Annotated in this window: 15 protein-coding genes; 5 read left to right on the top strand and 10 right to left on the bottom strand. The window is 65.8% G+C overall.

The window, feature by feature from the left end:
- Window positions 1–2: 2 nt before the first annotated feature.
- The 3 genes from fdxA to CH276_RS21975 all read right to left on the bottom strand — a co-directional run bounded on the left by fdxA (window position 3) and on the right by CH276_RS21975 (window position 3,830).
- A complete protein-coding gene (fdxA, locus tag CH276_RS21985; protein WP_008714223.1) occupies window positions 3–326 on the bottom strand; it encodes a ferredoxin in 324 nt (107 codons plus the stop codon).
- 114 nt (window positions 327–440) lie between these two features.
- Window positions 441–1,199 (bottom strand): hypothetical protein, encoded by a 759-nt coding sequence (locus tag CH276_RS21980; RefSeq protein WP_032394071.1) that lies wholly within the window; start codon window positions 1,197–1,199, stop codon window positions 441–443.
- Between the two features lie 39 nt (window positions 1,200–1,238).
- A complete protein-coding gene (locus CH276_RS21975) occupies window positions 1,239–3,830 on the bottom strand; it encodes a bifunctional FO biosynthesis protein CofGH (RefSeq protein WP_441344209.1) in 2,592 nt (863 codons plus the stop codon).
- Window positions 3,831–3,901: 71 nt separating this feature from the next.
- Here CH276_RS21975 and CH276_RS21970 point away from each other — a divergent pair, with 71 nt between their 5' ends.
- The 3 genes from CH276_RS21970 to CH276_RS21960 all read left to right on the top strand — a co-directional run bounded on the left by CH276_RS21970 (window position 3,902) and on the right by CH276_RS21960 (window position 6,604).
- The gene (locus tag CH276_RS21970; protein ID WP_032394070.1) at window positions 3,902–4,381 is read left to right on the top strand and encodes a PH domain-containing protein; all 480 of its coding nucleotides are present in this window, start codon (window positions 3,902–3,904) and stop codon (window positions 4,379–4,381) included.
- 77 nt (window positions 4,382–4,458) lie between these two features.
- The gene (locus tag CH276_RS21965) at window positions 4,459–5,907 is read left to right on the top strand and encodes a PH domain-containing protein (RefSeq protein ID WP_094629697.1); all 1,449 of its coding nucleotides are present in this window, start codon (window positions 4,459–4,461) and stop codon (window positions 5,905–5,907) included.
- Between the two features lies 1 nt (window position 5,908).
- Window positions 5,909–6,604 carry a uracil-DNA glycosylase gene (locus tag CH276_RS21960; protein ID WP_094629578.1) on the top strand — a complete coding sequence of 232 codons (696 nt, stop codon included), beginning with the start codon at window positions 5,909–5,911 and terminating at the stop codon, window positions 6,602–6,604.
- Here CH276_RS21960 and CH276_RS21955 read toward each other — a convergent pair.
- The 5 genes from CH276_RS21955 to typA all read right to left on the bottom strand — a co-directional run bounded on the left by CH276_RS21955 (window position 6,531) and on the right by typA (window position 12,055).
- A complete protein-coding gene (locus CH276_RS21955) occupies window positions 6,531–6,983 on the bottom strand; it encodes a hypothetical protein (protein ID WP_094629577.1) in 453 nt (150 codons plus the stop codon). The genes CH276_RS21960 and CH276_RS21955 overlap by 74 nt on opposite strands.
- A 45-nt stretch (window positions 6,984–7,028) precedes the next feature.
- Window positions 7,029–7,187: a hypothetical protein gene (locus tag CH276_RS28565; protein ID WP_008714214.1), complete on the bottom strand. Its 159-nt coding sequence runs from the start codon at window positions 7,185–7,187 to the stop codon at window positions 7,029–7,031.
- A gap of 27 nt (window positions 7,188–7,214) precedes the next feature.
- Entirely contained in the window at window positions 7,215–8,123 is a 909-nt protein-coding gene (gene mshB / locus CH276_RS21950) for an N-acetyl-1-D-myo-inositol-2-amino-2-deoxy-alpha-D-glucopyranoside deacetylase (protein WP_441344211.1), read from the bottom strand.
- A 107-nt stretch (window positions 8,124–8,230) separates the two neighbouring features.
- Entirely contained in the window at window positions 8,231–10,012 is a 1,782-nt protein-coding gene (locus CH276_RS21945) for an ABC transporter family substrate-binding protein (RefSeq protein ID WP_094629576.1), read from the bottom strand.
- A 105-nt stretch (window positions 10,013–10,117) separates the two neighbouring features.
- Complete coding sequence (gene typA, locus CH276_RS21940; protein ID WP_032394066.1) at window positions 10,118–12,055, bottom strand: translational GTPase TypA; 1,938 nt, start codon at window positions 12,053–12,055, stop codon at window positions 10,118–10,120.
- A gap of 175 nt (window positions 12,056–12,230) precedes the next feature.
- On the opposite strand from typA, the gene CH276_RS28560 reads away from it, so the two are divergent.
- Window positions 12,231–12,407, top strand: a complete 177-nt coding sequence (locus tag CH276_RS28560; RefSeq protein WP_094609726.1) for a hypothetical protein — start codon at window positions 12,231–12,233, stop codon at window positions 12,405–12,407.
- On the opposite strand, the gene CH276_RS21930 is transcribed toward CH276_RS28560, so the two are convergent.
- Window positions 12,385–12,798: a (deoxy)nucleoside triphosphate pyrophosphohydrolase gene (locus tag CH276_RS21930; RefSeq protein WP_094629575.1), complete on the bottom strand. Its 414-nt coding sequence runs from the start codon at window positions 12,796–12,798 to the stop codon at window positions 12,385–12,387. The two genes, CH276_RS28560 and CH276_RS21930, sit on opposite strands and share 23 nt — an antisense overlap.
- A gap of 14 nt (window positions 12,799–12,812) precedes the next feature.
- Here CH276_RS21930 and CH276_RS21925 point away from each other — a divergent pair, with 14 nt between their 5' ends.
- Window positions 12,813–13,097, top strand: a complete 285-nt coding sequence (locus CH276_RS21925) for a 4a-hydroxytetrahydrobiopterin dehydratase (RefSeq protein WP_032394064.1) — start codon at window positions 12,813–12,815, stop codon at window positions 13,095–13,097.
- Here CH276_RS21925 and CH276_RS21920 read toward each other — a convergent pair.
- Window positions 13,039–14,259: a mannosyltransferase gene (locus CH276_RS21920; RefSeq protein WP_052049269.1), complete on the bottom strand. Its 1,221-nt coding sequence runs from the start codon at window positions 14,257–14,259 to the stop codon at window positions 13,039–13,041. The genes CH276_RS21925 and CH276_RS21920 overlap by 59 nt on opposite strands.
- Window positions 14,260–14,287: the final 28 nt, after the last annotated feature.

Below are 14,287 nucleotides of genomic sequence, written 5' to 3'. Positions count from 1 at the left end.
CGTCAGTTCTCGCCCATGGGAGGCAGAGCCTTGATGAACGGCGGGTCGTAGTCCGTCTTGCCGAGCTTGGCTGCGCCACCGGGAGATCCCAGGTCGTCGAAGAAATCGACGTTGGCACCGACGTATGCGCTCCACTGCTCGGGCACGTCGTCCTCGTAGAAAATGGCCTCGACGGGGCACACGGGCTCGCAGGCTCCGCAGTCGACGCATTCGTCGGGGTGGATGTACAGCATTCGGTTACCCTCGTAGATGCAATCCACCGGGCACTCTTCGATGCACGCTTTGTCCAGTACATCTACGCACGGTTCTGCAATCGAGTAGGTCACTGCTGCTCTCCCCTCCTGTATCGATCGTGGGCGCTCGCGCGCCCTGAGCATCCTAGTATCGCCGTCCGAACTCGAGGGCGACCGACTCAGGGTCGCCTCACCTGCCCCGCTCGGCTATCGACGCAACTGCTTCGCGGGCGAGTCGGCACCGAGGGCCGATGCCTTCTTGTGGGCCGCGAGCCACTTGCGCCCCTGCTTGGCGGCACGCGAGAGAGCGCCGCGCTCACCGAGATATCCGGCGACGCCACCGACGAGGGGGATGGCGCCGAGCACGCGGTAGAACCCGCGGGGGTGCGGACGCTTCTCCAGTTCGCCTGCCACGTCCCGCAGTACGTTCGCGATCTGCCACATTCCGCGCAGCAGTGCGAACGGACCCGACTTGGGTGACTGCTCCTTCTGCGCCGGAGCACTGTCGGCGAGGGACGTCAGATCGCGCTTGCACAGCACCGATCCGAGCAGCGCGACGTGCGTCTCGCGGTCGGTGACCCCCGACTCGCGCGCCACGGCCACGAGCACCATCGCCTGGTTGGCGAACCCGAGCAGGTCCTGGATCGGCAGGCGGTTGACCAGAATGCCGAACACACCGGGGAACGCCACGGCCACGGTGTTGAGTGCGCCGATCCGATTGACCCACCACTGCGAACGAGCGTCGCTGTCGAGCTTCTCCCAGCCCGCGGTACCGGGGAAATCGGTGGTGTCGAAGGCCTTCGCGAGGAAATCGATGACGTTGTCGAGCGTCGAGTCGTCCGCGGAGGACTCACGGAACGTGCGCCCCTTGAGGCCGATCGGATCCCGTGTCGCCAGGATGTCGAGCACGGGATGAATGATGGCGACGGCACTGCTCAGAACCGCGGCGACTCGACGGTCGTCCATGTCAGACAAGCTCCATTTCGAAAAAAGGGGACCCGAGGGTCAGATCAAGCCGGCAACCGATACCGCCGGAGCCGGGCCGTACGTGGTGGTGCGCTGACGAACCGGTCGTCCGATGCCGTCGGCGATCTCGTGCAGTTCCGCGACGGTCTTCTCCGAACCGTTCTGCGAACCCGCCATACGCGAGATCGTCTCCTCCATCAGGGTCCCTCCCAGATCGTTCGCGCCTCCGTTCAGCATCGCCTGTGTACCCGTGATTCCCAATTTCACCCACGATGTCTGGATGTTGTCGATTCGGCCGTGCAGCATGATGCGAGCCAGGGCGTGCACCGCACGGTTGTCGCGGTTGGTCGGCCCGGGTCGGGATGCTCCGGCCAGATACAGCGGCGAGGACTGGTGCACGAACGGCAGCGGCACGAATTCGGTGAACCCACCGGTCTTGTCCTGGATCTTCTTGAGCACGTTCAGGTGACCGACCCAGTGCGACGGATTGTCGACGTGCCCGTACATCATCGTCGAGCTCGACCGCAGGCCCACCTCGTGCGCGGTGGTGATCACTTCGATCCACTCGGCAGCGGGCAGCTTGCCCTTCGTGAGCACCCAGCGGACCTCGTCGTCGAGGATCTCCGCGGCCGTACCCGGTATCGAGTCCAGCCCTGCGGCCCGGAGTTCGGTGAGCCACTCGCGAATCGACTGACCGCCGCGGGAGGCCCCGTTGACGATCTCCATCGGTGAGAACGCGTGCACGTGCATGGACGGAACCCGAGCCTTGACCGCACGCACCAGGTCGGCGTAGCCCGTCACCGGTAGTTCGGGGTCGATTCCACCCTGCATGCAGACCTCGGTGGCACCGACGACGTGCGCTTCCCACGCACGATCGGCGACCTCGGCGGTGGACAGGGTGAACGCATCGGCGTCACCCTTGCGCTGCGCGAACGCACAGAAGCGGCACCCGGTGTAGCAGATATTGGTGAAGTTGATGTTCCGGTTCACCACGTAGGTGACGGTGTCTCCGTTGACCTGCTTGCGCAGATCGTCCGCCAGGGCCGCGACGGCGTCCATGCCCGGACCCTCGGCCGTGGCGAGTGCGAGGTACTGCTCGTCGGTCAGCCCGGCCGGATCCTTCTCCGCCGCCGTCAATGCCGACACCAAGTCGCGGTCGACCCGCTCGAGCCCGGCGAGATCGCGCACCTGCTCGCGAATGGAGTCCCAATCGCCGAACGCATTCGCCAGATCCGAGCGCGTCTCGGTATTGCGTCCCTGAGTGTCGATCTCGGTGTTCAGGTCGACGCGTCCCGAGGACTCCCACTCCTCGTCCGGCTCCTGCCACGGCAGACCCGTCGGGTCGACGTTCTCACGCGCCATGCCGGTCTCGGGATCGGCGAGCGCCCGCACGTGCGCCGAGATCCGCGGATCGATCCACGGAGCGCCGGCCAGAACGTACTGCGGTTGCGCTGCAACACGTTCCACCAAGCGGTAGCCCGCCTTGTCGGACAACTCGGCGAGGGTGTCGAGGTTCGGCCACGGCCGCTCCGGGTTGACGTGATCGGGAGTCAGCGGCGAGACCCCGCCCCAATCGTCGACGCCTGCACCGAGCAGCGCTGCGGTCTCCTCCGGCTCGACCAGATTCGGCGGAGCCTGAATCCGCATCGACGGGCCTACCACGATGCGCGTCACCGCGATGGTCGCCAGGAATTCTTCGAGCCCCGCATCGGGAACGGACCGCATCGCGGTGTCGGACTTGGCCAGGAAGTTCTGCACGATGATTTCCTGAACGTGCCCGAAAGACTTGTGCACCTTACGAATTGCCATGATGGACTCGGCGCGATCGCGCAGTGTCTCGCCGATTCCCACCAGAATTCCGGTCGTGAACGGAATGTTCAGGCGACCCGCGTCGGTCAACGTCCGCAGCCGAACCTCGGGATCCTTGTCGGGGCTGCCGTAGTGCGCCTGCCCCTTCTCCTCGAACAACCGACGCGAGGTGGTCTCGAGCATCATCCCCATCGACGGGGCGACCGGCTTGAGTCGCGACAGCTCCTGCCACGACATCACTCCCGGATTGAGGTGCGGCAGCAGGCCGGTCTCCTCGAGCACCCGGATCGACATGGCGCGCACGTAATCCAGGGTCGAATCGTAGCCGCGGGAATCGAGCCACGCCTTGGCCTCGGGCCACCGCTCCTCCGGTCGGTCGCCGAGGGTGAACAGCGCTTCCTTGCACCCGAGCGCGGCACCCTTGCGAGCGACGTCGATGATCTCGTCGGGATCCATGAACATCCCGTGCCCGGCCGCATTGAGCTTGCCGGGCACCGTGACGAACGTGCAGTAATGGCACTTGTCGCGGCACAACCGCGTGATGGGTACGAAGACCTTTCGCGAATACGAGACCGTCTTCGGACGCCCGGCCGACTCCAGACCCGCATCACGAACTCGCGCCGCCGACGCCATCAGATCCACCAGATCGTCCCCACGCGCATGCAGCAGAACCGTCGCCTCGTCGACGTTCAACGAGACTCCGTCCCGGGCGCGACGCAGAACGCGGCGCATGGCAGAAGCGGCTGGAGCGGTATCAGGCAGCGAAGTCACCAGTCGATCATGCGCTTCCTGGTACGCACGTGCCACCCACCCCTCCCCCATTCGGGTCGTTCCGCAGGCTCCGGGGGTGGTGGTTACCGAACGACACCCCTAGGTTTGTAGCCGTGACAACGATGACCGATCCGCAGTGGCAACCCTCTCCGCGTGCGCGTCTGCTCTGGGCGCTGAGTGCCGGTCTGCTGTGGGTACCGATCTTCGTCGCCCAGATCGTCTGGGCCGTCGTCGACTCGAACTGGACCACCTGGCCACACGTCACCGTCCTCGTCGCCTCGATCGTCCTCGCGGCCCTGCACGTCGCGGTCGTGCCACAGTGGCGATACCGCGTGCATCGTTGGGAGATCAGCGACACCGCGGTCTACACCCGCACCGGCTGGTTGAGCCAGGAGCGGCGGATCGCACCGATCTCGCGAGTACAGACCGTCGACACCGAGCGCGGACCGCTCGACCGTCTGTTGGGGTTGGCCACCGTCACCGTCACGACGGCGTCGTCCGCGGGCGCGGTGAAGATCACAGCGCTCGATCAGGACGTCGCGGACAAGACGGTCGCGCGCCTGACCGACATCGCCGGCCGTACCGTCGGAGATGCCACGTGACCGCCGGCAGCCCGCAGGATCAGGCGGAACTCCTCGCCGTCGAGGAGGAACAGCCCTGGCTGCGCCTGGATAAGCGAATGCTGTTGGTACATCCGGTGAACGAGGGCATCAAGATCCTGCCGGTGCTGCTGATCTCGTTCTTCGTCGGCAGTCAGAGCGGCAACCACTTCTGGAGTCTCGGCCTTCTTGCGGTCGTCGTGGTGTTCGCGATTCTGCGGTGGTTCACCACCAGCTACCGAATCGGTCCGGTACACGTGCAACTTCGCACCGGAGTGTTGCAGAAGAAGGTCCTGTCTATCCCGCGCAACAGGATTCGGTCGGTCGACGTGGAGGCGAACGTCCTGCACCGCGTACTCGGCCTGTCCATCCTGCGCATCGGCACCGGGCAACAGGCAGGCAAGGGTGAGGCCTTCGAGCTCAATGCCCTCGACACCTCGCTGGTACCGGCACTCCGCGGAGATCTGTTGCAGCGAGTCTCGGGGCAGGTCCCGGCGACCGACGGAACACCCACCGCAGCAGAGGATTCCGGTGTGGATATTGCGCACTGGCAGTTCTCGTGGGTGCGGTTCGCGCCGTTCTCCATCACCGGCATCGTCACCATCGCTGCGGCCGTCGGCGTGTTGTTCCAATACGGGCTCGGACAGACACTGGCCGAATCGTCGGTGGTCTCCAACAGCATCGACTCCGCCGAGCGATTGGGCATCGCGGTGTTCGTCGTCGTGGCGCTGATGGCGCTGCTCGTCGTGTCGAGCATCTTCGCATGCGTCCGCTATCTGCTGGCCTACGCCAACCTGACCGTGACCGACCAGGGACGCACCATGCACGTCAGCCACGGACTGCTGCGCACCCGTCAGTCGACGCTCGATCGCAAGCGACTTCGTGGCACCTCGTTGTCCGAACCGCTGCTGCTTCGTGCGGCCGGCGGAGCAAGGCTGGACGCCATCATGACGGGCGTCAGCGCCGAGAAGAAGGAATCGTCTCTGCTGCTACCCCAGGCCCCACGCGCCGAGGCGCTGCGGATGATGACCACGGTGCTCGGCGAGGCCGGTCTGCACGGAAGTCCGGACCGGCCTCTGCTGCAGCACGGACCCGCAGCGCGTCGACGCCGCTACACCCGCGCTGTGCTGCCCGTGCTGGTTCTCGGTGCAGCTCTGGGCATCGCACAGTACGTCGGCGCACCGATCCCGGTGCTGGCGTGGATCGCGGTCGGGGTGTTGTTCGTTGCTGCATTCGGACTCGCTCACGATCGCTTCCGCGGCCTCGGCCACACGGTGCTGCCCGGTTGGCTCATCACCCAGCACGGTTCGCTCGACAGGACTCGACACAGCCTCGAAGCTGCAGGCATCATCGGCTGGACGGTGCGGCAGACGTTCTTTCAGCGTCGCACCGGGGTCGCGACCGTCGTCGCCGCAACTCCCGCAGGCGTCGGACACTACGAGGTGGTCGACATCCCCATCGAGAATGCGTGGGCGATGATCGACGCCGTCACCCCTGGAGCCGGGGACGTCTGGCTGCACCGGACCTGACATGACGCGGCCGCAGAGCATCGACGAGCTCGACTTCGCGGTGGCCGAATGCCGCGCCTGTCCACGCTTGGTGCGGTGGCGTGAGCAGGTCGCTACCGAGAAGCGGGCCGCGTTCGCGAACGAAACGTATTGGGGCAAAGCAGTTCCCAGTTTCGGCCCGGCCGATGCATCGATGCTGATCGTGGGTCTGGCACCCGCGGCACACGGCGCGAACCGCACCGGTCGGATGTTCACCGGTGATCGAAGCGGTGACGTTCTCTATCGAGCGATGCATGCGGTCGGCCTGGCCAGCCAACCCACCGCCACCCATATCGGAGACGGATTGACGCTCAACGGGGTTCGCATCGCTGCTCCGGTGCACTGCGCTCCGCCGCAGAACAAACCGACTCCCGCCGAACGTGACCGGTGCAGACCCTGGCTCGACGACGAATTGCGGTTGCTGCGTCCGACCCTGAGGTCCGTCCTCGTTCTCGGAGCGTTCGGCTGGCAGTCTTTGCTGCCGACACTGGCCGCGAACGGGTGGGATGTGCCGAGGCCCGCACCGAAATTCGGCCATGGGGCTCGGCTCGACCTGGGCTCGATCACCGTGTTCGCCAGCTATCACGTGAGCCAGCGAAACACCTTCACCGGACTGTTGACTCCGACGATGATCGAGGACGTGCTGCGGAATGCGGGTCGGCATGCACGCTTGCTGTGATCTCCTTCATCCGGAACATGAACAGCAGCACTCCGGCGGGGCCCGCACCGGCCACGATGAGCAGCATGGTGCGCCAATCGGCGAGTAGGAGAACGTCGCCTCCCGGACCGCCGAGCATGCACAGCACCACCGCGGCAAACCAACCGAACAGGGGCGACGCCACCCAGATCGGTCGATCTGCGACTTTGCGTGCGGCCAGAACCAGCGCGACGTTCGCGATCCCGCCGAGCACGGCGCTGATGGGGAACTGCACCGAACCGAGGTAGGTCGGTAGGAAGAAGACCGACAGAATTCCGGACAGGAAGCCGTCGAACACCAGTACTGCGACAGTCGCCCACGACACCAGGGCGACAGTATTGGATGCGGCCTTCGAGATCATGCGCCCAATACTGCCTTGACCCGGGTCGATTCAGTACACCGGCACTCAGGAAACCGGCGGGTATCCCAGTGAGGTCAGCAAGTTGCTCGCACCCATGGCGATCTGTCCCAATACGTACTGGTACAGATCTGCCTGCGCGCCGAACTGCGGCTTGAGAGAATCGACGAACGCGACGATCGCGTCCTGCACTACCCAGTTGTACATGTGTGTTCCGCCCCTGCTGTATCGAGATCAGTGATTCGAGCCACAGCCTAGTACGCCGGCGAACAGGTCGTTCTCCCTGCCCGTCTCATCGGGGTCGAGTTCACCGCGGACGAGCACGTACTGCTCGTCGAGCAGAATCGGTTGGGCGATGTCGTTGGACAGTGCGTACTCGCTGCCCGACGGTGCGACGGTCACCTGAGTCGCGTGAGCCCGGAGCGCATCCCTCTTGGCATCGAGCACGCCGCGAATGTCGACACTCGTGGTGATGACGCTCTCGGGAACACTCGGCAGCTCGCCGACCTCCGGCATTCGCCAGTGCGCGGGAATCTCCTCGATGGCGGCCAGTCCCGCCTGCAACTGATCGTGTCCGGTGACCGTCCAGTAGAACTTCGCCACCTCCCAGGGCGATCCGACGCCGGGGAACGACTCCGTACCGCAGACCTCGACGGCCTCGGTCACCAGCGAGTGCACCTGCTGATGATCGGGGTGGCCGTATCCGCCCTCGGGGTCGTACCCGACGACCACCTGCGGTCGGAGCTCGCGCATCACCGCGACGAGCGCTCCGAGAGCCTCCGTGCGATCGGCGTTGACGAACGCGCGCGGTTTGCGGGCAGCCGACGTCCCGGCCATTCCCGAATCTCGCCACCGTCCGGCACCGCCGAGAAATCGAGGTGGGTTGCACCCCAGTGCCGCGAGAGCGCGGTGCAGTTCCAGAATTCGGTAACCGCCGAGCTGATCCGCACGGTCGACGACCAGATCTGCCCACGTCTCGCCGATCACTTCCCCCTCCTCGCCGAGCGAGCAGGTGAGCACCGTGACGTCCGCTCCGGCACGCACGTAGTGAGCGATGGTGCCGCCGGTGGTGATCGTCTCGTCGTCCGGGTGTGCATGCACCAGGAGCAACCGCTGCGGCTCCGTCATGGAAGGCTCCGGCATCGAAGGCTCCGTCGTGGAAGGCTCCGGCATCGTCTGCTCGCTCGTCGAATCGTTCGTCATCGCTGTGTCGCTCGCTGTGTCGTTGTCGTCGGTCTCGCCGGGTTCGGTCATCGGGGTGTCCGTATCCACTGCGACGCATCGGCGAAGATCCCGACCTCCACCGGGCCGGTCAACGAGACGCCGGTGATGCCGGGAACGGCGGCCACCACGGACGAGTCCTGCATGATCGGCAGGGTCGACGCCAGCGACCACAGTTCGGGCTCGACCTCGTTCCTGGCCACGGTGGGGTCGAGACCGCTCACCAGTGCCCTGTCGATCGTCGGTTGCAGTTCCGGAACGCACAGGCCGGACAGGTTGCGCAGCACCTCGACGCCGTCGCCACTGCCGTCGGCCGCTGCGTCGACGCAGCCGAATCGTGAGGCGAGGGCCGTGGCGGGGTCGACCCCGGCGCTGGTCCATCCCACGACCGCGTCGACGGTCCCGTCGGTCAACGCCGTCGAATACAGTTCGTCGGCAGGCAGTGGGGTGACGGTGGCGTCGATGCCCGCGCCGACGAGTTCGTCGGCGGCGGTCCCGGCGACCGCGAGCGCGATGTCGTCGTTCTCGACCGCACCGATCACGAACCGCAACGCGGTGCCGGTCGCGTCGGCAAGGCGGGTGACGGGCGACCGAGGAGCGCCCGTCGCACTCGGGGCGGGACTCGTCGTCGGAGCCGCGGTGGTCGGTGCGCTCGGATTCGGTGTCGAGGTCACCACGGCATCGGGTGTCGGCACGAACCCGGCCCGACCGAGTAGATCGAGGGCAGCGGTCTTGCCGATGGGGGCGGGCGCGGTCGCGGAGTAGCCGGGGTCGGACGGCGAGGACAGCTGCGCAGCCGCCCGGCGATCGGTCGCGCCGCCGCCTGCTCCGACCGTGGCCAGCAGGTTCGGATCGAGCAGACCGAATATCCCTTGCCGCACAGCAGAATCGGACATGTTAGGAGCTCGACCGTTGATCGTCATCGACAGCACACGTGACTGCCTGACGGTGTCGGTTCGCACTCCGGGAATTGCGGAGAGCTGCGCCCGCAGCGCCGAGCCCCCGCGAACCTGAGCGATCTGAGCGTCACTGGACCGCAGCGAATCGGCCAGCTGCGCAGAGGTTCCTGCGCGGCGGATGAGGATCTGGTCCGGTGATGCCGGTCGGTCCCAGAATCGATCGTTGCGTTCGAGCAGGATCTCGTCGCGCCCCCGGTCGACGGTCTTGATGTTGAACCGCGAACCCGAGACCGGCACGTTGTCCGTCAGGCCCCCCTGGAAACCGCCCGGTGAGTCCTTGAGCAGGTGCGAGGGCACCAGATCGGCGAACAGTCGCTGCCAGGCCGGATACGGCGACGAGAGCGTCACGTCGACCGTTTTGCCACCGCCCGAGGACGCAACGTCGCTGATCAGGGCGTACCCCGCCGGATCGACGACACCGGGCTGGGTGATCATCTGCTGCCACAGGTAGCGGAAATCCTCGGCGGCGATCGGCGCGCTGTCTGACCACTGGGCCTCGTTGCGCAGCTGGTAGCGGATGGTGAACGGCGATTGCGACGTCACCTCGGCCGAGAGCAGCAAGGACAGGTCCGGCTCCCAGGTGGTCACCCCGGTGTCGGGGTTCCTGACCGGGCGGAACGGGCTGGGCAGAACCAGTGAACTCACCGCGGCCGTCGCGGGCGACTGATCCGCCAGAAGATGTGGATTGAACCCGATACCGACGTCGTCGATGGCGACGACGACCGGATCACCGGTCTCGGCCGGAACCATCGTCGTGCTGACCGGAGTCTCGACACTCTCGATGGGGGGCGGCGGATCCGCAGTGCACGCGGTGAGAGCCAGAGCGATGGCAGAAACCAGAACCGTCGGCATCAGCACCTTGCGCAACGAGGATCTCCTTGGTAGTCGGCTACTTCTGCGACAGAAGCGACGCGCCCCATGAGGGTGACACGTCGCTTCTGCCGCACGAAGTGAGTCTTACAGAGCAGCCTTGTCGCGAGTCTTGCTACGCGAACGCTCGCGGGCGCGCTCGTTGGAATCGAGGTGCACCTTGCGGACGCGGACGACCTCGGGGGTCACCTCCACGCACTCGTCGCCTGCACAGAACTCCATCGCCATTTCCAGGTCGAGCTTCTTGGGCTTGGCCAGGGTCTCCATGACGTCTGCGGAGGACTGACGCATGTTGGTCAGCTTCTTCTCGCGGGTGACGTTGATGTCGAGGTCTTCCTGACGCGGATTGATGCCCACGACCATGCCCTCGTAGGTGTCCGCACCCGGCTCGACGAAGAACGTGCCGCGGTCGGCCAGCTGGATCATCGCGAACGGAGTGACGGTGCCGTTACGGTCCGAGACGAGCGAGCCGGTGTGGCGGGCGCGGATCTCGCCTGCCCACGGTGCGTATCCGTGGAAGACTGCGTTGGCGATACCGGTGCCGCGAGTCTCGGTGAGGAAATCGGTGCGGAAACCGATCAGGCCACGCGAGGGAACGATGAACTCCATGCGAACCCAGCCTGCGCCGTGGTTCGTCATCTGCACCATCTTGCCCTTGCGAGCTGCGAGCAACTGAGTGACCGCGCCGAGGTACTCCTCCGGTGTGTCGACGGTGAGCTCTTCGAAGGGCTCGTGCAGCTTGCCGTCGACCTGCTTGGTGACCACCTGGGGCTTGCCGACGGTGAGCTCGAAGCCTTCGCGACGCATCTGCTCGACGAGGATGGCCAGCGCCAGCTCGCCACGACCCTGGACCTCCCAGGCATCGGGGCGACCGATGTCGAGAACCTTGAGCGAGACGTTACCGATGAGCTCCTGGTCCAGACGGCTCTTGACCATGCGCGAGGTGAGCTTGTGGCCGCTGACGCGACCGACGAGCGGGCTCGTGTTGGTGCCGATGGTGACGGAGATGGCCGGCTGGTCGACGGTGATGCGAGGCAGCGCGACCGGATCCTCCAGATCTGCGAGGGTGTCGCCGATCATGATGTCCGGGAAGCCCGCGACGGCGACGATGTCGCCTGCGACGCCGCGCTCACCGGGGACGCGCTCGACGCCGATGGTGTTGAGCAGCTCGGTGATCTTGGCCTTCTGGACGACGGGTTCGCCGTCGACCTCGCGCATCCAGCTCACGGTCTGGCCCTTGGAGAGCTGGCCGTTGTGGATACGCACCAGGGCGAGGCGGCCGAGGAAGGCAGACGCGTCGAGGTTGGTGACGTGGGCCTGCAGCGGTGCGTCGACGTTGCCCTTGGGCGCGGGGACGTAGTTGAGGAGTACCTCGAACAGCTCGTCGAGGTTCTCGGCGTCGGGCGCGTGGCCGTTCTCGGGCTGAACACGCGACGCCTTGCCCTCACGGCCGGAGGCGTACAGAACGGGGAGATCGAGTGCGAGCTCGGCGGCCTCGGACGCTTCGTCGTCGAGGTCGGACGCGAGGTCGAGGAGCAGATCGTGGCTCTCCGAGACGACCTCTTCGATGCGCGCGTCGGGACGGTCGGTCTTGTTCACGACCAGGATCACCGGGAGCGAGGCGGCGAGCGCCTTGCGCAGGACGAAGCGGGTCTGCGGGAGCGGGCCCTCGGAAGCGTCGACGAGAAGGACGACGCCGTCGACCATGGACAGGCCTCGTTCGACCTCGCCGCCGAAGTCGGCGTGGCCGGGGGTGTCGATCACGTTGATGACGGTGATCGTGCCGTCGGCGTTGCGCTTGTGAACGGCCGTGTTCTTGGCCAGGATCGTGATGCCTTTTTCTTTTTCGAGGTCACCCGAGTCCATGACGCGGTCGATCGCTTCGGCACGTTCCTCGAACGCGCCTGACTGCCGGAGCATGGCGTCGACCAGGGTGGTCTTGCCGTGGTCGACGTGTGCAACGATGGCTACGTTGCGAAAAGTGGTGGTGCTGTCGATGTTGTCTGCACTGCTTGGGGCGCTCACGCGAAAAATTCTCCTGGAGTCGAATGCGGGCTCTTGTTCGCTAGCGGGCTTATGTCGCTAGAGAAGCGCGCTGCACCGCGAGGTTCTCGCGACTGATCGAGTTTACCCGTAGTCCGACGGTACCCCGCGCCACCCTCAGGTCTGTGACCTGCGCCACCCATTAGTCTTGGTGCTCATGGGCAAGATAAAGGCAGCAGATGTCTCGGGGATGAAGCCCAAGAAAAAATGCTGTCGCAAGAAGGTTCGGTGCATCAAATGCCCCGTGGTCATCATGCGAATGAAGAAACTCGAATCGGCGGGGGCAACCAAGAAGGACCTGAAGAAGGGCCTCAAGACCGCCCGGGCGAAGTGAGCAGGATCTCCAGCAGTTCGGGCAGCCAAAGCCGGTCCGCATCGACGAGATCCATGGTCGGCAGCGTCTCCGCATCCACCCACCGCAGGGCCGAATGCTCCAGCGCTGCAGGCATTCCCGAGACGAGCGAGGCCCGGTAGGCGCGCAGCACCAGCCCGCCCGCAAGATCGACGTCGCCGCTCAGCGCCGCTCCGACCGAGCACTCGACTCCCAGTTCCTCCCGCAACTCGCGCACCAGGGCCGCCTCCTCGGACTCGCCGGGCTCGACCTTGCCGCCGGGCAGTTCCCACAGACCCGCCAGCTCGGGCGGACGGGTTCGTTGCGCGAGCAGCAGCCTGCCGTCGTGCGTCAACGCGGCTGCGACAACCACAGCGATGGGGGTACCGGACATGCCACCATCTTTCTATGACCGAACTGCTGACCGATCGCGACATCGAGGACGCCCGGCTCGACGAATGGACCGTGGTCGGGAAATCCCTGACGCGCACCGTCGAACTGGCGTCGTTTCCGGCTGCCATCGAGGCGGTGAACCGCGTGGCCGAGGCCGCGGAGGAAGCGGACCATCACCCCGACATCGACATCAGATGGCGGACGCTCACGTTCACCCTCTCGACACACAGTGCCGGCGGGCTCACACAGAAGGATGTGGATCTGGCGCGTCGGATCGATGCACTGACCGCGCCTTCCTGACTCGCCCGGCGTAGACCACCCAGCCGAGGAACAGCGCTGCTCCGACGACGTCCACGGCGCCTGCCCATGCCTCCAGTGCGGGACGAGGGATGGTCCAGATCGATTCCTGGAAGAAGCTGAGCAGCCACGGCACCCCAACGGTCACCGTCACCAACCAGTAGCCCGCGACGATCTTCGCCCCGGCGACGTCACGCAGGGGGCCGTGCACCAGCCAGATCACCATCGGGATCACCCAGATCCAGTGATGCGACCACGAGATCGGTGAGATCAGCAGGCCGAACAGTTGCACGATCACCAGCGTGCCCAGATGGTCTTCGCGTCCGATCGCACGCCATGCCGCGATCGCAAGCCCCGTCGCGACGACGGCGGCAACGATCCACAGTGGTCCCTGCCCGACGTCCTCCCCCGCGATCCGACTGAGCGCACCACGCAGAGACTGATTCCAGACCGAGCCGACGGGGCCGATGCGGTCGGCATCGCCGAGAAGCGTGGTGAAGTACGTGGCCGCCTGATGTCCGAGTGCTGCGTAACTGACCGCGACGGAGAGGGCGAAGGCCACAGCCGAGAACGCTGCGGCCTTCCATCGCCGGGTGGCCAGGAAGTACAGACCGGTGATGGCCGGGGTCAGCTTGATTCCGGCGGCGAAGCCGACCAGTCCGCCTGCCACCCACCACCTGCTGCTGCGTACCGCGAGAATTGCCAGCAGCACCAGGAATACATTGACCTGGCCGTAGTCGAGTGTCGTCCGTACGGGTTCGGACCACAGCCCCAGCGCGGTCCACAGCATTGCGATACGCACCCAGCGCGCCTCGGCGGCGCGCTCGTCGCCGAGGACCATCGACAGCGTCAGCCTCGCCACGGCGAACAGCGCGATCATGGTCGCGGCTTGCCACAGGACGCCGATCACCGTGAACGGCAGATAGTGCAGCGGGAAGAACACCAGCGCGGCGAACGGCGGGTACGTGAACGGGAGCGGGAAGTCCGGGGTCTGTACCGAATACGTGTAGTCGTACAGATTGCCGCCGAGCAGTGCCGCGGAGCCGTCGACGTAGACGTGGAGGTCCACGAGGTTCATTCCGTTGGGCGTCGCGAAGGCCCAGACGAAGCGGCTCAGCACCGAGACCGCGAGCAGAACGGGGGCCAGCCGAACAAGTCGGTTCACTGTGCGTGCGGTTCCGTTCGGTATCGAT

The organism is Rhodococcus sp. 06-470-2 (genome assembly GCF_002258235.1).
GTDB lineage: Bacteria > Actinomycetota > Actinomycetes > Mycobacteriales > Mycobacteriaceae > Rhodococcoides.
This window is presented reverse-complemented; position numbering and strand designations above follow the sequence as displayed.